The 20,369-nt window shown below is 71.1% G+C and carries 20 protein-coding genes and 1 riboswitch; of the genes, 12 read left to right on the top strand and 8 right to left on the bottom strand.

What is annotated here, in order from left to right; translation table 11 throughout:
• Window positions 1-145: 145 nt before the first annotated feature.
• On the top strand, window positions 146-691 hold the full coding sequence (locus AB0C76_RS24645; protein WP_359969349.1) for an ATP-binding protein: 546 nt from the start codon (window positions 146-148) through the stop codon (window positions 689-691).
• 268 nt (window positions 692-959) lie between these two features.
• Here AB0C76_RS24645 and AB0C76_RS24640 read toward each other — a convergent pair whose 3' ends face one another.
• From AB0C76_RS24640 to AB0C76_RS24630, 3 genes are all read right to left on the bottom strand, one after another.
• Window positions 960-1,820, bottom strand: coding sequence for a hypothetical protein (locus AB0C76_RS24640; protein ID WP_359969346.1), 861 nt, complete (start codon window positions 1,818-1,820; stop codon window positions 960-962).
• 219 nt (window positions 1,821-2,039) lie between these two features.
• Window positions 2,040-2,228 carry a DUF397 domain-containing protein gene (locus AB0C76_RS24635; protein WP_359969343.1) on the bottom strand — a complete coding sequence of 63 codons (189 nt, stop codon included), beginning with the start codon at window positions 2,226-2,228 and terminating at the stop codon, window positions 2,040-2,042.
• Window positions 2,225-3,037, bottom strand: coding sequence for a helix-turn-helix transcriptional regulator (locus AB0C76_RS24630; RefSeq protein WP_359969340.1), 813 nt, complete (start codon window positions 3,035-3,037; stop codon window positions 2,225-2,227). The genes AB0C76_RS24635 and AB0C76_RS24630 overlap by 4 nt, the downstream gene beginning before the upstream one ends.
• 164 nt (window positions 3,038-3,201) lie before the next feature.
• Here AB0C76_RS24630 and AB0C76_RS24625 point away from each other — a divergent pair, with 164 nt between their 5' ends.
• From AB0C76_RS24625 to AB0C76_RS24615, 3 genes are all read left to right on the top strand, one after another.
• Window positions 3,202-3,714, top strand: a complete 513-nt coding sequence (locus AB0C76_RS24625; protein ID WP_359969337.1) for an ATP-binding protein — start codon at window positions 3,202-3,204, stop codon at window positions 3,712-3,714.
• 357 nt (window positions 3,715-4,071) lie between these two features.
• Window positions 4,072-4,953: an EamA family transporter gene (locus AB0C76_RS24620; protein WP_359969334.1), complete on the top strand. Its 882-nt coding sequence runs from the start codon at window positions 4,072-4,074 to the stop codon at window positions 4,951-4,953.
• Between the two features lie 76 nt (window positions 4,954-5,029).
• On the top strand, window positions 5,030-5,383 hold the full coding sequence (locus AB0C76_RS24615; protein ID WP_359969331.1) for a phosphopantetheine-binding protein: 354 nt from the start codon (window positions 5,030-5,032) through the stop codon (window positions 5,381-5,383).
• Window positions 5,384-5,466: 83 nt separating this feature from the next.
• Here the strand turns inward: AB0C76_RS24615 and AB0C76_RS24610 are convergent, their stop codons facing one another.
• From AB0C76_RS24610 to gcvT, 4 genes are all read right to left on the bottom strand, one after another.
• A complete protein-coding gene (locus AB0C76_RS24610) occupies window positions 5,467-6,834 on the bottom strand; it encodes an L-serine ammonia-lyase (protein WP_359969329.1) in 1,368 nt (455 codons plus the stop codon).
• 154 nt (window positions 6,835-6,988) lie between these two features.
• Window positions 6,989-8,257: a serine hydroxymethyltransferase gene (glyA, locus tag AB0C76_RS24605; protein ID WP_359969327.1), complete on the bottom strand. Its 1,269-nt coding sequence runs from the start codon at window positions 8,255-8,257 to the stop codon at window positions 6,989-6,991.
• 80 nt (window positions 8,258-8,337) lie between these two features.
• On the bottom strand, window positions 8,338-8,712 hold the full coding sequence (gene gcvH / locus AB0C76_RS24600; RefSeq protein WP_359969324.1) for a glycine cleavage system protein GcvH: 375 nt from the start codon (window positions 8,710-8,712) through the stop codon (window positions 8,338-8,340).
• Between the two features lie 99 nt (window positions 8,713-8,811).
• Window positions 8,812-9,933 (bottom strand): glycine cleavage system aminomethyltransferase GcvT, encoded by a 1,122-nt coding sequence (gcvT, locus tag AB0C76_RS24595; protein WP_359969322.1) that lies wholly within the window; start codon window positions 9,931-9,933, stop codon window positions 8,812-8,814.
• A gap of 231 nt (window positions 9,934-10,164) precedes the next feature.
• A riboswitch (glycine riboswitch) is annotated at window positions 10,165-10,270 on the bottom strand.
• Between the two features lie 244 nt (window positions 10,271-10,514).
• On the opposite strand from gcvT, the gene AB0C76_RS24590 reads away from it, so the two are divergent.
• The 8 genes from AB0C76_RS24590 (at window position 10,515) to AB0C76_RS24555 (ending at window position 19,598) form a co-directional block, all read left to right on the top strand.
• The gene (locus AB0C76_RS24590; protein WP_359969319.1) at window positions 10,515-11,309 is read left to right on the top strand and encodes an enhanced serine sensitivity protein SseB C-terminal domain-containing protein; all 795 of its coding nucleotides are present in this window, start codon (window positions 10,515-10,517) and stop codon (window positions 11,307-11,309) included.
• A gap of 116 nt (window positions 11,310-11,425) precedes the next feature.
• Complete coding sequence (locus AB0C76_RS24585) at window positions 11,426-12,349, top strand: enhanced serine sensitivity protein SseB C-terminal domain-containing protein (RefSeq protein ID WP_359969317.1); 924 nt, start codon at window positions 11,426-11,428, stop codon at window positions 12,347-12,349.
• Window positions 12,350-12,805: 456 nt separating this feature from the next.
• Window positions 12,806-13,795, top strand: coding sequence for an ABC transporter permease (locus tag AB0C76_RS24580; RefSeq protein WP_359969314.1), 990 nt, complete (start codon window positions 12,806-12,808; stop codon window positions 13,793-13,795).
• 52 nt (window positions 13,796-13,847) lie between these two features.
• Entirely contained in the window at window positions 13,848-15,608 is a 1,761-nt protein-coding gene (locus tag AB0C76_RS24575) for an ABC transporter substrate-binding protein (RefSeq protein WP_359969311.1), read from the top strand.
• A 99-nt stretch (window positions 15,609-15,707) separates the two neighbouring features.
• Window positions 15,708-16,718 carry an ABC transporter permease gene (locus tag AB0C76_RS24570; RefSeq protein WP_359969308.1) on the top strand — a complete coding sequence of 337 codons (1,011 nt, stop codon included), beginning with the start codon at window positions 15,708-15,710 and terminating at the stop codon, window positions 16,716-16,718.
• A complete protein-coding gene (locus AB0C76_RS24565) occupies window positions 16,715-17,785 on the top strand; it encodes an ABC transporter ATP-binding protein (RefSeq protein WP_359969305.1) in 1,071 nt (356 codons plus the stop codon). The genes AB0C76_RS24570 and AB0C76_RS24565 overlap by 4 nt, the downstream gene beginning before the upstream one ends.
• Before the next feature lie 34 nt (window positions 17,786-17,819).
• The gene (locus AB0C76_RS24560; protein ID WP_359969302.1) at window positions 17,820-18,890 is read left to right on the top strand and encodes a dipeptide ABC transporter ATP-binding protein; all 1,071 of its coding nucleotides are present in this window, start codon (window positions 17,820-17,822) and stop codon (window positions 18,888-18,890) included.
• 48 nt (window positions 18,891-18,938) lie between these two features.
• A complete protein-coding gene (locus AB0C76_RS24555) occupies window positions 18,939-19,598 on the top strand; it encodes a trimeric intracellular cation channel family protein (protein ID WP_359969299.1) in 660 nt (219 codons plus the stop codon).
• Here AB0C76_RS24555 and AB0C76_RS24550 read toward each other — a convergent pair.
• The gene (locus AB0C76_RS24550; protein ID WP_359969296.1) at window positions 19,534-20,280 is read right to left on the bottom strand and encodes an IclR family transcriptional regulator; all 747 of its coding nucleotides are present in this window, start codon (window positions 20,278-20,280) and stop codon (window positions 19,534-19,536) included. The genes AB0C76_RS24555 and AB0C76_RS24550 overlap by 65 nt on opposite strands.
• Between the last annotated feature and the right edge of the window lie 89 nt (window positions 20,281-20,369).

Genomic DNA, 20,369 nt, shown 5'->3' with positions numbered 1-20,369 from the left:
CCCGGGACCGGTTCGCGCCGGTTCCGGGCCGCCGTCTTTGTGCCGTTTTGTCGCCCACCGCTTGCACCGGGCATATGCCGAATCGGACGTGATCGTTTGCTCATTGTCCGTACGCGGCTGCTTGCGTTCCGCAATGATGGGTCGCATGGCGGGTTGGGGCGAAACAGATCAGTCATCAGTTCCCGGAGCCGGATCGGTCGCGGAGGCGTCCTGGGTCGACGTCCCGGGCGCGCTGTCGGCGCTGGAGCGGCTCAGCTCCGAGGAGCTGGAGGAGATGTACTTCGGCAGGCTGTGCGACCAGTCCGAGCCGGGCGAGGTACGGCTGCCGTCCCGGGCGGAGTCCGCCTCGGTGGCCCGCCGGCTGGTGCTGTCCGTCCTGGAGTCCTGGGACCTCCACCAGTACCTGGAGGCAGGGGAGTTACTCACCAGCGAGCTCGTCTCCAACGCCGTGCGGCACGCCGCCGGCCGCACGATCGGGCTCCAGGTGATCCGCAAGCCGGGCTGGCTGCGGGTCGAAGTCCGGGACTCCTCAAGGGCGTTGCCCTGCGTGATCCTCGCCGAGCCGCTGCCCGTCACCGAGCGGGGGCGCGGCCTGAAGGTGGTCGACGACCTCGCCGACCGGTGGGGGGCGGACCTGCTCCCGCGGGGCAAGGGCGTCTGGTTCGAGCTGAAGATCCGCGAGCGCCACTGACTCCGCGCCTTCGGCGCCGAAAACACGCAGGGCCCCCGAGATCGCCGTGGTCCGGCGGGTGGGGGCCCGTGCAGGTCATCGCGCCGGCCAAGGGGGTGCGTGCCGCGCGATGGGCGTCGACTGCGCCAGGTCGGGCCAGTCGAAGTTCGATATGTCGACTATCGCACGGATCTCAGCATGTGGGCAAACCGGATGGCATGGATTGAAAGGTTTGTAACCCAGTTCACCTTGGGAATTTGCATAGGTTAACGCCATGGCCCGTGAATATTCATGATCGAGTGGCTTTTGTCAGGGCGCGGATACGGTCCGCATGTGCACGGACGGCCGCGGGGGAGAGCCGGTCCGGCGGCGGTGGGGCAGCGTGACGGGTGCCGCTCCGGCAGGCCCGGCACAGGCCGCCGAGGAGGACCTGGGGGCGACAGGGGGTGCGGCAGGCGGTGCACTCCAGGATGCGGGTGGCTGGTGCCACGGCTGGTGCCGTGCGTTCCGGGGGCATCTTGTGGAGCAGGCGGCGGCGGGTGAAGGCCGCTGGGGAGTGGACGCCGTCCGGCGGGAGGCCGGCGGTGAGCACCGCCGTGAAGAGGGCCGGCGGGGTGCCGCGCGCGAGCCACTCGGCGGCGAGCGGTTCGAGGGCTTCGCAGTCGGCGGCGGAGAGCGCGAGGCGGGGATCGGCCAGGCCGAGGTCAGCGAGGGCGACGTACGCGGGGGAGCGGGGTCGCTCCTTGGGGGGAACGGTTGCGGATTTCGTTGACGCCGCCGGAGGGTCGTCGGCGCTCTCGCCGGTGCCGCTCTCGCCGGTCGCGATGAACTCGGCCCACCAGGCGTCGCTCCGGGATGTGCGGGAGAAGTGGGTCCGGAGCACCCACCGGGTGCGGTCGTCGCCCACCCGCTCGCGGAAGCGGCGCAGGTGGCCGGCAGCGGAGAGGCTGTTGAGGGCGGTGCGCACGGCCATCTGCCCGTAGTGGGGCTGGTGCGCGGCGAGGGTTTTGACGTCCATCGAGGCCCCGTCGGGGAGGCGGTCGATGAGGCTGGCGAGGTAGGCCTCGCGGGGCGGGAGGTGGGCGAAGTCGGTGGGGGAGTGGGGAAGTTCGCCCGGAGCGGTCTTCTTGCCGTACCCGGGGGAGGCCATGGGAGTAAAGTCGTGGGCAGCCACAGGATCGACTCCGTTGCTTTCGATCGTGGTGGTCAGACCCCCGCTCGGTGTTGGCGCACCGGCCGGGGGTTGATTCGTTTCGGTAGTCCGCACGCTACACGGAGGAACGCCCAGTCGCGCAATGGTGACGATTAGTCATATCTGCTGCGTACAGGGGTGGTTGGAAGGTCGCTTCCCACCCGTTCCCTTAGGAGGTCACTCGACCCCGGGAACTTGAGCTTCGGCCGCGAAGTCGACGAACGCGGCCCATGCGGCGGGGGAGAAGGAGAGCGCCGGGCCGGTCTTGTCCTTGGAGTCCCGGACGAGGACGGCGGAGGGGGAAGCGGCCACCTCGACGCACTCGCCGCCGTCAGTGGTGCTGTAGCTGGATTTGAACCACTTCATAGCCTCTCCGCCACTCTTCTCAGAAAACCTTTCGACTCCTCAATACTGAGGGCCTGCATGCGGATCATGCCATGACGCTGCGCCAGGAGGTTCACCCGCTCAGGGTCGGAGTAGAGGAACCCGGTGTTCTGCCCTTCGACATAGGCGAGCTGTTCGTGGTCCGGGGTTTCGAGCAAGATCATGGGGCCGTTGAGAGCGGCATAGGCCACCCGGTCGAGGGGGAGCACCTGAATCGACACGTTGCGCAGCTCGCCGACTTCCAGCAGGTGGTCGAGCTGTCGCCTCATGAGTCCTTGACCTCCGATTGTCGCCGTGAGCGCGGCTTCGTGGATCACGAAGCCGTGGAGAACCGTTGGTGAGTTCCGCAGCCGCTCCTGCCGCTGCATCCGGCCCGCGACTCGCGCCAGGACCGTCTCGTCATCCAGTGGCGGATACGAGTTGCTGATCGTCTCGCGGGCGTATTCCTCGGTCTGCAGGAGGCCTGGGATGAGCAGGGTCGAGTAGGCGTGGAAGGCGATTGCCTCGCTCTCCGCCTGCGTGTAGCCCCGCGAGTACGAGGAGAACTTCTCCGGCTTGAGGTAGTCCACCGCACCGAGGAGCATCCCCTTGGCATCGCACAACTCATCCGCAACCGTGAGCAGTTTGACCGACGGCTTCCTCCTCCCTCCCTCCATCGACCGCACGCTCTCGATGTCGTAGTTCGACGCCGCGCTCAACTGCTCCCGGGTCACGCCCGCCTTTTCGCGCCACCGCCGGACCTGGTCGCCGCAGTACTTCCACGCCATCGGGTTCTGCTTCGGCGTGCTCATCGGCCGCGACCCCTTCCTGCCCTGGTCACTGGGCGGTTCAACTCCCCGCTGTACCAGCGGTGTAACTACCGAGGCTATGCCCGTCCGCCGAACCTTGAAGTGCGAAATGGCCGAACTCGACTCCTGCGAGTGACGCCTCCCCTGCCGCCACTCAAGGAAGTCCGATGACCACTCAGCCTGTCGCCACCATCGCGTGGATGTTTCCCCGCCACCCCCGGACCCCGGGCCGCGTCCGGGTCGAACTCCTCCGGCAGGCCTTCGACTGGCGGGTTCCCGACGACGCGACGGAGGTGGCGATGCTCATCCTCAACGAGCTCGTGACCAACGCCTGCCACCACGCCCGCGGGCCGCGCGACCGCCTGATCGGCGTCCGCCTGCTGCTCCCAGCTCTCACCCTGCTCCGGGTCGAGGTCTCCGATGCGAGCTCCGAGCTCCCCGTCCGCCGCCGCCCCGCTCCCGACGACGAATCGGGCCGCGGCCTCGAACTCGTCGCCGCGCTCGCCACCTCTTGGGGCGCCGACCCGAGCGGCGAGGGCTACATCGGCAAGACGGTGTGGTTCGAGCTGACCCTCCCCTCGCCGGCCAACCCGCCCGTTCTGGACAGCGCCTTCGCGATGGACACGGCCCCCGCGCGCGCCCTACCCGACGCCGAGACGCCCAACCGGCCGTCCGACTGAACGCGCCCTGGGGCCGCGCGCGTAGGAAGTCGGGCCCGCCGACTTCCCACGCCGAGCTCCCGACCGAGGGCGCTCCGGGCAATATCTAGATCGGTCTACTCACTAGACGCCGCAGGGGAGCCGCCGCGCAGGAAGTCGGCGGGCCCGGCTTCCCGCGCAGGGTCCCAGGTAGCATCGGCCTGTGAACTCCTACTGGCACCTGCGCGTCGCTCTGCCACCGCTCCGCGCCTGACCGGGCGCGCGTCGGTGGCTTGATCCCGCGCCCCTCGGCGGCCTTCCCCGCCGCGAGGGGTGCGTCACGTGCGCCCGTTTCGAAACCGCTCACCTTCACGGTTCTCGACGACGGAGTTCACCATCGTGCGTGCTCGCCCCGCCCTCACCGGGCCTCTCCCGATACTTGCCGCCGCCCTCCTCTGGGGCACCACCGGCACCGCCAGTTCCCTCGCCCCGGTCGGGGCGTCACCGACGAGCATCGGCGCCGCCGGTCTCGCCCTCGGCGGCCTGCTCCTCTTCCTCTCCTCCCGTGCCGCCCGCACCCTGCCCCGTGCGTGCACGCGCCGCGAACGCGGGCTCCTCGCCGCGGGCGCGATCGCCGTGGTCGGCTACCCGCTCACGTTCTACCCGGCCGTGACCCGCACCGGCGTGGCCGTGGCCACCGTGATCGCACTCGGCAGCGCCCCCGTCTTCACCGGCCTCCTCGGGCGGCTCGCCGGCCAGGCCCGGCCGGGCACGCGCTGGGCGATCGCGACCGCCACCGCCGTGCTCGGGTGCGCCGTGCTCGTCCTCGGACCCGAACTCGCGGGCAGCGGTGAGCCGGTGGACGTCCTCGGCGTGCTGCTGGCGGCGCTCTCCGGGCTCTCGTACGCGGCCTACTCCCTCGTCGGCGGCCGGCTGATCGCCCACGGGCACCCGTCCGGCGGGGTGATGGGCGCGATGTTCGGCGGGGCCGCGCTGCTCGTCCTGCCCGTGCTCCTGCTCGGTGACGGGCACTGGCTGCTGACCTTCCGGGGTTCGGCCGTCGCCCTCCACCTCGCGGTGATCACCACCTTCCTCGCCTACCGCCTCTTCGGCCACGGCCTGCGTCACGCCACCGCCCAGACCGCCACCACGCTGACCCTCGCGGAGCCGGCCGTCGCCGCCCTGCTGGGCGTCGCGGTGTTGGCCGAGCGGCTCCCCGCGGTCTCCTGGTCGGGCCTGGCCGTCCTGGCCGGCGGGCTGGCGGTGCTCGCCTTCGGGTGATCCCGGGTGGAAGCTGCGGCGCGCCCCTGCCCCGGCCGCTGCGTCCTGGCGCGGGCGCCGGGCGCCCGCGCACAGGGTGTGGCCCGCCTCCCCGGCGACGGGCGCCCGGTCCCTAGAGCCGGACGACAACTTCTTCTCGCTGGGCGGCCATTCCCTGCTCGCCACCCAGGTCGCGGCGCGCATCACGGACAGGACGGGCTTCGAGCTCGTCGGCGGCCTCCTGTTCGAGGCGCCCACACCCCGGGAGCTCATCGCGCTCGTAGAGCGGGGCCTCGGTACGCCGACCGCCCTGCCCGAGCCCGACCCGGCGCAGGCGTCCGAGCCTGCGCTCGGCACCGAAGCCGAGGACGCGTCGCTCGCGGTGCTGCTCGCCGAGGTCCAGGGGATGTCCGACGACCACCTGCGCGAGATGCTCACGTCGGAGGCGTAGGAGGCACCCCGGGCGAGGCCGCACCTCGCCCGGAACGCCTCCGCCGCCCGAGCAGAGCGTGAGCTGACGGGAAGGTGGTCCGATCAGCACTCGATGACGTTGACCGCGAGACCGCCGCGGGAGGTCTCCTTGTACTTGATCTTCATGTCGGCGCCGGTCTCCTTCATCGTCTTGATCGCCTTGTCGAGCGAGACGTGGTGCCGGCCGTCGCCGCGCAGGGCCATGCGGGCGGCGGTGACGGCCTTGACGGACGCCATGCCGTTGCGCTCGATGCACGGGATCTGGACCAGGCCGCCGACCGGGTCGCAGGTGAGGCCGAGGTTGTGCTCGATGCCGATCTCGGCGGCGTTCTCGACCTGCTCGGGGGTGCCGCCGAGGACCTCGGCGAGGCCGCCCGCGGCCATCGAGCAGGCGGAGCCGACCTCGCCCTGGCAGCCGACCTCGGCGCCGGAGATGGAGGCGTTCTCCTTGAACAGCATGCCGATCGCGCCGGCCGCGAGGAGGAAGCGGACGATGCCGTCGTCATCGGCGCCCGGGATGAAGTTCAGGTAGTAGTGCAGGGTGGCGGGGATGATCCCCGCCGCACCGTTGGTCGGCGCGGTGACCACGCGGCGGCCGGAGGCGTTCTCCTCGTTGACCGCCATCGCGTAGAGCGTCACCCACTCCATCGCGTTGGCCGGGCCGATGCCCTCGGCGCGCAGCGCGCGGGCCGCGGCCGCCGCCCGGCGGCGCACCTTGAGGCCGCCCGGCAGGATGCCCTCGCGGGACATGCCGGCGCGGACGCACTCCTGCATGACGCGCCAGTTCTCCAGCAGCCCGGTGCGGATCTCCTCCTCGCTGCGCCAGGCCTTCTCGTTCTCCAGCATCAGGCCGGAGATCGACAGCCCGGTCTCGCGGGTGAGGCGCAGCAGCTCCTCGCCGGTGCGGAAGGGGTACTTCAGCGCGGTGTCGTCCGGCTTGACCCGGTCGGCGCCGATCGCGTCCTCGTCGACGACGAAGCCGCCGCCGACGGAGTAGTAGGTCTTCTCCAGCAGCGTCGAGCCGTCGGCCGCGAACGCCCACAGGGTCATCCCGTTGGCGTGGTACGGCAGCGAGCGGCGCCGGTGCAGGATCAGCTGGGTGTCGGGGTCGAAGTCGATCGGGTGCTCGCCGAGCAGGCTGAGCCGCTTCTCGGCGGTGATCCGCTCGACGTCCCTGTCGGCCTGGTCGACGTCGACCGTGCGCGGGGAGTTGTTCTCCAGGCCGAGCAGGACGGCCTTCGGGGTGCCGTGGCCGTGGCCGGTGGCGCCGAGCGAGCCGTACAGCTCGGCGCGGACGCTCACCACCCCGGGCAGCAGGCCTTCGGACCGCAGCCGCCGGGCGAACATCCGGGCGGCGCGCATCGGGCCGACCGTGTGGGAGCTCGACGGGCCGATGCCGATGGAGAAAAGGTCGAAGACACTGAGGGCCACGGGGGACGTCCTTGTCTGGTCTCGTGGACGGACATTGCGTTGCTGTGCGGTGGGCGCAGCAAGAGGAGGGGCACCGCGCGTCTTTCCAGTGTGCGCGGTGCCCCGGAAACTCCCGTGGACGACCGGAGTGAGGCCGGTCACCCACCCCCGGCGATCAGAGGTTCGGGTAGAGCGGGTACTTCTCGGCCAGCGCGGTGACGCGGGCCTTCAGACCGGCGGCGACGGTCTCGTCGAAGCCCGGCTTGAGGGCCTCGGCGATGATGTCGGCGACCTCGCGGAAGTCCTCGGCGCCGAAGCCGCGGGTGGCGAGGGCCGGGGTGCCGATGCGCAGGCCGGAGGTGACCATCGGCGGGCGCGGGTCGTTCGGGATCGCGTTGCGGTTGACCGTGATGCCGACCTCGTGGAGGCGGTCCTCGGCCTGCTGGCCGTCGAGCTGGCTGTTGCGCAGGTCGACCAGCACCAGGTGCACGTCGGTGCCGCCGGACAGCACGGAGGCGCCGGCCTCGGCGACGTCGGCCTGCAGCAGGCGCTCGGCGAGGATCCGGGCGCCGTCCAGGGTGCGCTGCTGGCGCTCCTTGAACTCCTCGGACGCGGCGACCTTGAACGCGACGGCCTTGCCCGCGATCACGTGCTCCAGCGGACCGCCCTGCTGGCCGGGGAAGACCGCGGAGTTGATCTTCTTGGCCCACTCGGCCTTCGACAGGATGACGCCGCCGCGCGGGCCGCCCAGGGTCTTGTGGGTCGTGGTGGTGACCACGTCCGCGTACGGCACCGGGTTCGGGTGCAGGCCCGCGGCCACCAGGCCGGCGAAGTGCGCCATGTCCACCATGAGCAGGGCGCCGACCTCGTCGGCGATGCGGCGGAACTCGGCGAAGTCCAGCTGGCGCGGGTAGGCGGACCAGCCGGCGATGATCAGCTTCGGCTGGTGCTCCTTGGCGAGGCGCTCGACCTCGGCCATGTCGACCTGGCCGGTCTTCTCGTCGACGTGGTACGCGGCCACGTTGTAGAGCTTGCCGGAGAAGTTGATCTTCATGCCGTGGGTCAGGTGACCGCCGTGGGCCAGGCTCAGGCCCAGGATGGTGTCGCCCGGCTGGATCAGCGCGAACATCGCGGCGGCGTTGGCCTGCGCGCCCGAGTGCGGCTGGACGTTGGCGTGCTCGGCGCCGAACAGGGCCTTGATGCGGTCGATCGCGATCTGCTCGACGACGTCGACGTGCTCGCAGCCGCCGTAGTAACGGCGGCCGGGGTAGCCCTCGGCGTACTTGTTGGTGAGCACCGAGCCCTGGGCCTCCATGACCGCCACCGGGGCGAAGTTCTCGGAGGCGATCATTTCCAGGGTGGTCTGCTGGCGGTGCAGCTCGGCGTCGACCGCGGCGGCGATCTCCGGGTCGAGCGAGTGCAGGGATTCGTTGAGAACCGTCATGGTGTGGTCTTCCCGGGGCGAAGAGGAGGGACGGTGAGGGGGCGGGCCGCCGCGCTGCGGCCCGCCGCGCCAGGGGCTGGTCAGCCGCCGATGAAGGCGGTGTACTCGTCGGCGCTGAGCAGCTCGTCGGTGGACTCCACCTTGACCTTGAACAGCCAGCCGCCCTCGAACGGGGCGCTGTTGACCAGGGCGTTGTCGTCCAGGACGTCCTGGTTGACCTCGACGACCTCGCCGGTCACCGGGGAGTACAGGTCGCTGACCGACTTGGTGGACTCCAGCTCGCCGCAGGTCTCGCCGGCGGTCACCTCGTCGCCGACCTCGGGCAGCTGCACGTAGACGATGTCACCGAGCGCGTCCGCGGCGTGCTTGGTGATGCCGACCGTCGAGACACCGTCCTCGGCGGCCGTCAGCCACTCGTGCTCCTTGGTGTACTGCAGGTGCTGGGGGTTGCTCATGGCGTCATTCTCCAGGATGGGAAGCGGGTACGACGAAGCGGGCCGCCGCGCGGACGGCTTCGTCGCGGATCAGTGGTGACCGAGGGCCCGGGAAGATCCTCAGCGGGCGCGCTTGTAGAACGGCAGGGCGACGACCTCGACCGGCTCGTGCCTGCCGCGTACGTCCACCGCGACGGCGGTGCCGGGGGCGGCGTGGGCCGCGTCGACGTAGGCGATCGCGATCGGCTTGCCCAGCGTCGGGGACGGCGCGCCCGAGGTGATCCGGCCGATCGGGGCCCCGTCGGCGGAGACCACGGTGTACTCGGCGCGCGGCACGCGCTTGCCCTCGGAGACCAGGCCGACCAGGACGCGCGGCGGGTTCGCCTCCGCCTCGGCGGCGGCCTTCTCCAGCGCCTTGCGGCCGACGAAGGCGCCGTCGTTGGTGGTCTTGTCGAAGCGGACGACCCGGCCGAGGCCGGCGTCGAACGGGGTCAGGTCGGTGGAGAGCTCGTGCCCGTACAGCGGCATGCCCGCCTCCAGGCGCAGGGTGTCGCGGCAGGACAGGCCGCACGGCACCAGGCCGTGGCCCTCGCCGGCGGCGGTCAGCGCCTGCCAGACCGTCTCGGCGTCGGCCGGGGCGCAGAAGATCTCGAAGCCGTCCTCGCCGGTGTAGCCCGTGCGGGCGAGCAGCACGTCCCGGTCGGCCACCCGGGCCGGGAGGATCGCGTAGTACTTCAGGCCGGGGAGGTCGGCCTCGGTGGTCTTCGCGAGGATCGCGGTGGACTCCGGGCCCTGGACGGCGATCAGCGCGTAGGTGTCGCGGTCGTCGGTGACGACGGCGTCGAAGCCCTTGGCGCGGGCGATCAGCTCGTCCAGCACCAGCTGGGCGTTGGAGGCGTTGGCGACGACGAGGAAGGAGTCCTCGCGCAGGCGGTAGACGATCAGGTCGTCCAGGATGCCGCCGTCCTCGGCGCAGATCATGGTGTAGCGGGCGCGCAGCACGCCGAGGGCGGAGACGAAGCCGACCAGCGCGTGGTCCAGCATCTCGCCGGCCTGGGGGCCGGTCACGGTGATCTCGCCCATGTGGGACAGGTCGAACAGACCGGCCTTGGTGCGGACCGCGAGGTGCTCCTCGCGCTCGCTGCCGTAACGCAGCGGCATGTCCCAGCCGGCGAAGTCGGTCATGGTCGCGCCGAGGGCGCGGTGCAGCGCGTCGAGCGCGGTGAGGCGGAGGGACGACATGGCCTGGGAACTCCTCGGTCTGGGCACTCAGGGGTGCACGCGCCGGACCGGACCCGCTCGGGGACCGACTCCTGCGCGCGGGCATGCGGCGGCGTGGGTCTCCCCATCTGTCGTCGAACCTGAGAGCTTCACCGCGCAGCGGCCCGTTGCTGTTTCCAGCTTTCCGGACAGAATGGCGGCTTGCACCGTGGGTGGACGCACGACAGGCCGTGCGCCGCTTTCCAGATGTGCCTAACCCGTGCGGTAGGGGGGCCTGAGAGATTCCGGGGAGGACTTGCTCCTTCGGCGCCGGCCGTGCCGCCAGACGGGGCACTCCGGACTCTCCCGCGCGGGTTCGAGCGGCCGGTATGGAGTTGGTGGGGCCGACTGCGCACGACGCCGTCGGACGCGCACATCATGGCACGTCCGCGGCACCGATGGGAGGGGGGACCCGGTCACACGACACGCAGGGGAACGCGCGCCCCCGGGGTCTGCCGCCGATGTCCCGCCGGCCGTGCGGCGTTGACATCGACGGCAGACCCTAGACTGCTGCGCGTCGGCAGCAGTGGGCGGCCGACCGGCAGAGGGCGGTACAGGGGCGCATGGGGTACCCGGTGGAGCAGCAGCAGGGGTGGGGCGGCCCGGACACGCCGCCGCCGGGCGGGGCCTGGCCGGCCAACGAGCTGGAGCAGGTGCTCACCGCCGCGCTGGGCGATCCGGGCGCGACGCCGCGGGTGGTCGAGGTACTGGCCCGCAGCCAGGTGTGGATCCCGCTGCCCGCCGGGGGCGACCCGCAGGGGCAGTCGCTGGACCTGCCGACGATCGAGCTGGGCGGCGAGCCGTACGTCCCGGTCTTCTCCTCGCAGGAGGTGTTCCTCCAGCAGGCGCCGGGGATGGCGTTCGCGATCGCCCCGGCCTGGGAGTTCGCCCGCGGGCTGCCGCTGGGCGTCGGGATCGCCGTCAACCCCGAGGCGGCGGTGGGCATCCCGGTGCCGCCGCAGGGCGTCGCCGAGCTGCGCCGCGGTCCGCGCGAGGACCGCTGGGAGGACCCCGCGGCGCCGACCGGCGGCCGGGTCGCGCTGCGCGAGCCCGTGCCGGGGGAGGACCCGGAGCACTTCCTGGCCGTCTGCCGCGCCGAACTCGCGGCCCTGCCGGGAGTGTTGACCGCCCGCCGCGCGCTCGCGAGCATCGAGGGCGAGCCGACCGTGATGTTCATCGGCGTGCAGCTGGACCCGGCCGCCCCGGCCGACCCGGCGGCGGTGAACGAGGCGCTCGGCCGCGCGCTGGGAACCGCGCCGCTGCCCGGCGGCGTCCACCTCGTGCTGCTCGACCTCGCCGACGATCCGGTGGTCGAGTGGCTGCTCACCCGGGTGCTGCCGTTCTACGCGCGGGTGTGACGGGGTTCGTTCGTAGGCACGTCGCCGTGGCGTCGGCCGGTGCCGCGCCATAGGGTGCGTGCAGACGGCCGACGGGCCGGCGGCAGGTGAGGAAAGAGGCGCGGCGAGGTGGGCGCATGAGTGCGGGAGCGGTGTCCGGTGGTGCACCGGGGCCCTGGGGCCAGGCACCGGCCGGACGCCCCGGCGCGGATCCGGGCGCGCTGGAGCGCGCGCTGCGCGAGGTCGCGCCGGAGCGCTACGAGGCGTACGAGCAACTGCTCCGCGCCCTGGCCGAGGGCCAGGTCTGGATGCTGCTGTGGCACGGCACCCCGGGCAGCCCGGACGCCCAATACGGGAACATGGAGATCAGCGGCCACGGCTACGCGCCGGCCGTCACCTCCCCCGAGCAGCTGGCGGCCTCCGGCTGGGCGCGCGCCCACGAGGTCGTCTCCGGGCGCGAGATCGCCGCGTCGCTGTACCGCACCCGCTGGGGCCTGTGGCTGAACCCGCACGCCCCGGGCGGCGGGGTCGGCGTGCCGTGGGCGGACCTGCGGCGGATCGCGGCGGGCCTGGACCGGCTGCCGGCCGGGCCGCTGAGGCTCAGCGAGCCTCAGGTGAACGCCCAGCAGTTCTTCGCGCTGCTGGAGCACCAGGCGACCGAGGTGCGGGCCGTCCGGGCGCTGCGCCGGGCCTGGGTGCAGCCGGCCGTGGGCGAACCGTACCTGGCCATCGGGCTGGACCTGTACGACAGCTCCCCGCCGGCCGTGGAGGCGGTGCGCGCGCTGATGCAGCGGGCGATCGCGGTGGCCCCGGAGGGGCTGGCGGTGTCCACGGTGGCGATGGCGGACGAGTACGACCCGGTGGCGCTGTGGATGCGGGCCAGGGCGCGGCCGTTCTACGACCGCGAGGCGGCCGGGCTCGGCCGGCCGACCGGCGCCTACCCGCCGGTGCCGCCGCCGGGCCACCAGGCCCCGCCGTACTACCCGCAGCAGACCGGGCCGGGCTGGCACGGGCAGCCGCAGCCGCCCCAGCGGCCGTGGCCCGGCTACCCGGGGCGCTGAACCGCTAAACCCGCCAAAATCCAATTCCAGAAGCCGACTTGACTTTGCGTCAGGTCGGCTTCGGCGTTTTCCGGACGACTTCGCGGCTGCTGGTGTCAGGCATCTTGACATGGTTATCACGCCCATGTGAAGAGGGATATGCCGATGATCGTGGAGGTGCATGCACGCAGATCACAGTTGGGCATCTGTCGCTTGGCAGGGCTGGCGCAAGCCAGTTCGGATGGCAGAGAGTTCTGCGCAACGCACCGCGCGAAATCGGAACCCCACAAAGGTGAACGCGCACGCCGACCGCTCCAGCCACGCGACGCCCATCCCGCGTGGTGGCAGTGCCCCGTGCACGACGCACTGCCGCGAAACCCCGCTCCTTAGCACCTCCGCACGTCCGCATAGCCGCACCGCCGAAGCCGGCGACCGGCACCCGTGGGCCGGCCACCGTCGGCGAGGGGACCTACTGACATGACCGCATCCGTCACCACCGCCGGGAACGATCCGGAGGCAGCCGCCCCCGAGAGCCCGGCCAAGAAGATCGAGGGCCGCTCCCTCGGCCAGATCGCCTGGACCCGTTTCAAACGGGACAAACTGGCCGTCGTCGGCGGCGTCGTCGTGATCCTGCTGATCGTGCTCGCCGTGCTGGCCAAGCCGATAGAAGGGTTGTTCGGCCTCGATCCGGACGCCTTCAACCAGGACCTGCTGGACGCCAACCTCGGCGGCCTGCCGCTCGGGGACTGGGGCGGCATGAGCTGGGACCACCCGCTCGGCGTCGACCCCCTCACCGGCCGCGACCTGCTCTCCCGCGTCATCGAGGGCTCCTGGGTCTCGCTGCTGGTCGCCTTCGGCGCGACGCTGCTGTCCAACACCATCGGCACCGTGCTCGGCGTCATGGCCGGCTACTACGGCGGCTGGGTGGACACGTTGATCAGCCGCATCATGGACGTATTCCTCGCGTTCCCGCTGCTGCTCTTCGCGATCGCGATCTCGACCTCGCTGCAGGGCGGCGCGTTCGGTCTGCACGGCCTGCCGCTGCACCTCCTGGTGCTGATCTTCGTGATCGGCTTCTTCAACTGGCCCTACATGGGCCGGATCGTGCGCGGACAGACGCTGTCGCTGCGCGAGCGGGAGTTCGTGCACGCCGCGCGCAGCCTCGGCGCCCGCGGCCCGTTCATCCTCTTCAAGGAACTGCTGCCGAACCTGGTCGGTCCGATCCTGGTCTACTCGACCCTGCTGATCCCGACCAACATCCTCTTCGAGGCCGGTCTCAGCTTCCTCGGCGTCGGCATCCAGCCCCCCCAGTCCTCGTGGGGCGGCATGCTCAACGACGCGATCAAGTACTACCAGGTGGACCCCCAGTACATGGTGGTTCCCGGTCTGGCGATCTTCCTCACCGTGCTCGCCTTCAACCTGCTCGGCGACGGGCTGCGTGACGCCCTCGATCCCAAGAGCAACTGACCGAGCGTCAGACACCTCCACTCTCCACATCCTCAAGGGGTTGATCTCACCCATGCGTAGGTCCCGTACCGTCGCGCTGACCGCGGTGGCAGCTGCCGCAGTCCTCGTCGTGACCGGATGCACGTCCAGCAAGAGTTCGGGTGGCTCGTCCACCGGCGCGGCCGGCGGTGGCGCCGACGCCGCCACCAAGGGGGTCGTCAACGCCTCGGACAAGAAGGGCGGGACGGTCACCTACGAGATGAAGGGCACCCCGGACTCCTTCGACCCGGGCAACACGTACTACGCCTACATCTACAACTTCTCGCGCCTGTACGGGCGTCCGCTGACCACCTTCGCCCCGGGCCCCGGCGCGCAGGGCAACAAGCTGGTCCCGGACCTCGCGGCCGGCCTCGGCCAGCCCAGCGCCGACGGCCTGACCTGGACGTACAAGCTGCGCCCCGGCCTGAAGTACGACGACGGCTCCGCGATCACCTCGAAGGACGTCAAGTACGCCGTCGAGCGCTCCAACTTCGCGCCGGACGTGAACTCCAACGGCCCGACCTACTTCCACGACCTGCTGGTCGACAACGCCACGCCTTACCAGGGTCCGTACAAGGACAAGGAAGGCGGCCTGAACTCGATCGAGACCCCGGACGACCTGACCATCGTCTTCCACCTGAAGCAGCCGTTCGCGGACTTCGACTACCTGGTCAGTGCCCCGCAGACGGTCCCGGTCCCGCAGGCCAAGGACGACGGCGCCGGCTACGTGAAGCACGTGGTCTCCTCGGGCACCTACAAGTTCGAGTCCTACGACGACGGCAAGCAGCTCACCCTGGTGCCGAACACCAACTGGGACGCGAGCACCGACCCGATCCGCAAGCAGCTCGCGGACAAGATCGTGGTCAAGATGGGCATGGAGCAGTCCACCATCGACAAGGACCTGATCGCGGGCAACGCCCAGGTCGACCTGGTCGGCGGCGGCGTCGACCCGCAGACCCAGGCGCAGATCCTGCAGAACTCCAAGCTCAAGGCCAGCAGCGACAACGCCTACGGCGGCCGTCTGGTCTACACCGCGATCAACACCCAGGTCGCGCCGTTCGACAACATCGAGTGCCGCAAGGCCGTCCAGTACGCGATCGACAAGGCCTCGGTGCAGACCGTGCTCGGCGGCCCGATCCGCGGCCAGATCGCCAGCACCGTGCTCCCGCCGGACATCCCGGGCCACCAGGACTTCGACACCTGGGCGACCAAGGACAACAAGGGCGACCTGGACAAGGCCAAGGAGGCCCTCAAGGCCTGCGGCAAGCCGGACGGCTTCAGCACCGTGATCTCCGCCCGCACCGAGCGTGACCCGGAGGTCCAGGCCGCGACCGCCATCCAGGCCGCGCTGAAGAAGATCAACATCAACGTCGAGATCCAGAAGTACCCGCAGGGCAAGTACTTCTCGGACAACGCCGGTGCGCCGCAGTTCACCAAGGACCACAACATCGGCCTGATGATGATGCAGTGGGGCGCCGACTGGCCGACCGGCTACGGCTTCCTCCAGCAGATCGCCGACGGCCGCGCCATCAAGGCCTCCGGCAACAGCAACCTGGCCCAGCTGAACGACCCCGACATCAACAAGCTGCTGGACCAGGCCATCGCGAACACCGACCAGTCGGCCCGCGAGAAGATCTACGGCGAGATCGACAAGAAGATCATGGACCAGGCCGTCTACGTCCCGCTGACCGACTTCAAGGTCTTCCTGTACCGCCCGGACAACGCCACCAACCTGGTCTCCACGTCGGCCTTCTCCGGCGAGTACGACTACCTGAACATCGGCACCACCAAGTAAAGAGCCTGGCTCCGCATCCCTGAAGGCAGGTGAAGGCAGCGGCGCCCGCCACCGTCCGGAAGACCCCGGACGGTGGCGGGCCGCCGGAGCCGCCCAACTGTGTTTGCCTACATCATCCGCAGGATCTTCGCGGCCGTCGTACTGCTGCTGGTGGTCAGCGCGGTCACCTTCGCGATCTTCTTCCTGCTCCCGCGCATCGCCGGCGAGACCGCCGACCAGCTGGCCGCCCAGTACGTCGGGAAGAACCCGTCGCCCGAGGCGATCGCGGCCGTCAAGAAGAACCTCGGGTTCGACCAGCCGCTGTACACCCAGTACTGGAACTTCCTGAAGGGCCTGGTCGGCGGCGCCGAGTACAAGTTCGGCCCGGACCCGGTCACCTGCCACGTCCCGTGCTTCGGCTACTCCTTCAAGAACCACCTGGAGGTCTGGCCCGAGCTCACCAAGCGCATCCCCATCACGCTCTCCCTGGCGATCGGCGCGGCCGTGCTCTGGCTGGTCTCCGGCGTCACCACCGGCGTCATCTCCGCCCTCAAGCCGCGCTCGGTCTTCGACCGCATCGCGATGGGCATCTCGCTCGCCGGCGTCTCGCTGCCGGTCTTCTTCACCGGTGCGCTGCTGCTCACGGTCTTCAGCTACGAGTGGCCGATCCTGGACAACCTCCAGTACGTCGGCTTCGGCGACGACCCGATCATGTGGGCCCGCAACCTGATCCTCCCGTGGATCTCGCTGGCCTTCCTCTACTCCGCGCTCTACGCCCGGCTCACCCGCGCCGGGATGCTGGAGACGATGAGCGAGGACTACATCCGCACCGCCCGGGCCAAGGGCCTGGTCGAGCGCAAGGTCGTCACCCGGCACGGGCTGCGCGCCGCGCTCACCCCCGTCGTCACCATCTTCGGCATGGACCTCGGCCTGCTCCTCGGCGGTGCGCTCATCACCGAACAGGTCTTCTCGCTGCAGGGCGTCGGCGCCTTCGCCGTCCAGGCGATCGCCGACAACGACCTGCCGAAGATCCTCGGCGTCACCCTGCTCGCCGCCTTCTTCATCGTCGCCTGCAACCTCGTGGTCGACCTCCTGTACGCCCTCGTCGACCCCCGGGTGAGGCTCTCGTGACCGAGCTCCAGCAGACCACGGCGCCCGCCGCGCAGACCCCGGCCGGCGACCCGTTCCTCTCCGTCCGCGACCTGCGGATCCACTTCGACACCGACGACGGCCTGGTCCGCTCGGTGGACGGCGTCAGCTTCGACCTGCAGAAGGGCCGAACCCTCGGCATCGTCGGCGAGTCCGGCTCCGGCAAGTCCGTCACCTCGCTCGGCATCATGGGCCTGCACCGCTCCACGCGGGCCCGGATCAGCGGCGAGATCCGGCTGAACGGCGAGGACCTGGTCGCCGCCGGCCCGGACCGGGTGCGCCAGCTGCGCGGCCGCGAGATGGCGATGATCTTCCAGGACCCGCTGACCGCGATGCACCCCTACTACTCGGTCGGGGCGCAGATCATCGAGGCCTACCGGGTGCACCACCCGAACGCCTCCAAGCGCGCGGCCCGCGCCCGCGCGATCGAGATGCTCGACCGGGTCGGCATCCCGCAGCCCGACCGCCGCGTGGACGACTACCCGCACCAGTTCTCCGGCGGCATGCGCCAGCGCGCGATGATCGCCATGGCCCTGGTCAACGACCCCTCCCTGCTGATCGCCGACGAGCCCACCACCGCCCTGGACGTCACCGTCCAGGCGCAGATCCTGGACCTCATCCGCGACCTCCAGGAGGAGTTCGGCTCCGCCGTCATCATCATCACGCACGACCTCGGGGTGGTCGCCGAGCTCGCCGACGACATCCTCGTCATGTACGGCGGCAAGTGCATCGAGCGCGGCCCCGCCGAGACCCTCTTCGACGCGCCCGAACACCCCTACACCTGGGGCCTGCTGGGCTCCATGCCGCGCCTCGACCGGGAGCTCCAGGACCGGCTCGTCCCGGTCAAGGGCACGCCGCCCAGCCTGATCAACGTGCCCAGCGGCTGCGCCTTCCACCCGCGCTGCCCGTACGCCGGGCAGACCGGCGGGCGCTCCACGAGCGAGGTCCCGGTGCTGGCCGAGGCCGCGCCCGGGCACCACGCGGCCTGCCACCTCGCGGCCGCCGAGCGGCACCGCATCTTCACCGAAGAGATCGCGCCCCGGCTGTGAGCCCGGCCTCGTACCACCTTTCTGGAGAGAACCGATGACGGACACTCAGGCGACTCAGACGGCGATCCCGTCGCCGGCGCCCGCCTCCGACCGCGAGCCGCTGCTGAAGGTGACCGGCCTGACCCGGCACTTCCCGATCCGCAGCGGGCTGCTGCGGCGCCAGACCGGCGCGGTGCGGGCCGTCGACGGCATCGACTTCACCGTCAACGCCGGCGAGACGCTGGGCGTCGTCGGCGAGTCCGGTTGCGGCAAGTCGACGATGGGCCGGCTGGTCACCCGGCTCGACGAGCCGACCGGCGGCACGATCGAGTTCGAGGGCACCGACATCACCCACCTGGGCGCCGGCGCCATGCGGCCGCTGCGCCGCGACATCCAGATGATCTTCCAGGACCCGTACTCCTCGCTCAACCCGCGGCACACCGTCGGCACCATCGTCGGCGCACCGTTCCGGCTCCAGGACGCGGTGCCGGAGGGCGGGCTCAAGAAGGCCGTCCAGGAACTGCTGGAGCTGTGCGGGCTCAGCCCCGAGCACTACAACCGCTACCCGCACGAGTTCTCCGGCGGCCAGCGCCAGCGCATCGGCATCGCCCGGGCGCTCGCCCTGCGGCCCAAGATGATCGTCGCCGACGAGCCGGTCTCCGCGCTCGACGTCTCGATCCAGGCCCAGGTGGTCAACCTGCTGGACGACCTCCAGCGCGAGCTCGGGCTGACCTACCTGATCATCGCGCACGACCTCTCGGTGGTCCGGCACGTCTCGGACCGGGTCGCCGTGATGTACCTCGGCAAGGTCGTCGAGATCGCCGACCGGGACTCGCTCTACAGCAACCCGATGCACCCCTACACCACCGCGCTGATGTCCGCGGTGCCGGTGCCCGACCCGCGCCGCCGCCAGCGCGCCGGCCGCGAGCGCATCCTGTTGAAGGGCGACGTCCCCTCGCCGATCAACCCGCCCAGCGGTTGCCGGTTCCGCACCCGCTGCTGGAAGGCGCAGGAGATCTGCGCCACGCAGGAGCCCCCGCTGGCCGCCATGCGCACCGGGCACCAAGTGGCTTGCCACTTCCCGGAGAACGCGGCCACGGACACCCTCGTGGACGCGAAGGCCTGACGTACCGGCCGTCGGAGGGGGAGGTCCGCGCAGGTCATAGTTGTTCCCGTGACCTCGCAGATCTTCCCCTCCGACGTGCAGCAGTCGCTGGACCTCGTCGGCATCTTCGTCTTCGCCCTCTCCGGAGGGCTGCTCGCCGTCCGCAAGAACATGGACATCTTCGGGATCTGCGTGCTCGCCGAGGTCACCGCGCTCGGCGGCGGTGTCATGCGCGACCTCGTCATCGGGGCCACCCCGGTCGCCGCGTTCAGCAACCTCGGCTACTTCCTGACGCCGCTCGTGGCCGGTTTCGTCGTCTTCTTCCTGCACCCCGAGGTCGAGCGGATCAACCGGGCCGTCCAGACGCTCGACGCGCTCGGTCTCGGGCTGTTCTGCGTCACCGGCACCGCCAAGGCCCACGACTACGGGCTCGGCGCCGTCGCGTCCGTGGCGCTCGGCATGGTCACCGCGGCCGGCGGCGGCGTCATCCGGGACGTCCTCGCCGGGGAGATCCCCTCACTGCTGCGCTGGGACCGCGAGATCTACGCCGTGCCCGCCCTGGTCGGCGCCGCCCTGGTCGCCGTGCTGATCGGCCTCGACCGGCTCACCGGCGCCACCGGCACCGCCGCCGCGCTCACCGCCTTCGTGCTGCGGATGCTCGCCCTCAAGTACGGCTGGCGCGCCCCGCGGGCCTGGCACCGCAACGGTTCTCGCACCAGCGAGGAGTAGGCGAGCCGCCGTACGCCAGCGAGATCGCCTCCGCCGTGCACAGCAGCTCCGGCACCATCCGGGCCAGCTCGCCCGGCGGCACCTCGCTCACCGGCGCGCTCACCGCGCACGCCGCGACCGTGCGCCCACCGCTGCCCGACACCGGTGCGGCCACGCACGTCACCGGCTCGCGGTGCTCGGCGGCCTCCGCCGCCCAGCCCCGGCGGCGCACCGCCGCCAGCTCCGGCGGCAGCTCCTCCTCGCGGGCGCCGTCCTCCGGCCGCCCGGCCAGCAGCACACGCCCGATCGCCGTCCCCGCGGCCGGCGCGCGCCGCCCGATCCGGGACGGCCGCCGGGCGCCGAGCCCGGCGACCTCGTCGACGTACAGCACCTCGCCGTCCTCCAGCACGGCCAGCTGGACGGTGAGACCGCTGCGCGCGTTCAGCGCGGCCAGGTACGGCGCGGCCACCTGGCGGACGTCGATCTCCTCCAGCGCCCGGTGCGCCAGGGACAGCAGTCGGCCGCCCAGGCGGTAGCGCCGGTCCGGCTGGCGCTGCGCGAAGCCGTGCTCCTCCAGCGTGCGCAGCAGGCGCAGCGCGGTGGACTTGTGGACGCCGATGCTGGTCGCCGCCTGCTCCAGGGTCACCGGACCGTCGCCGAGCGAGCCGAGTAGCGTGAGGGCGCGGTCGACCGACTGCGACATGGCATCCCCCGGGTTCCGACGAGAAGTGTCCGTCAGGCTAACCACCGGACGGCGCGGCGGGTCAAACCGGCGCCGGACGCGGCCGTCCG

It is taken from the genome of Kitasatospora sp. NPDC048722 (assembly GCF_040650235.1).
Taxonomy (GTDB): Bacteria; Actinomycetota; Actinomycetes; order Streptomycetales; family Streptomycetaceae; genus Kitasatospora.
The sequence above is the reverse complement of the archived record's forward strand: the minus strand, read 5'-3'. Positions and strand labels throughout refer to the sequence as shown.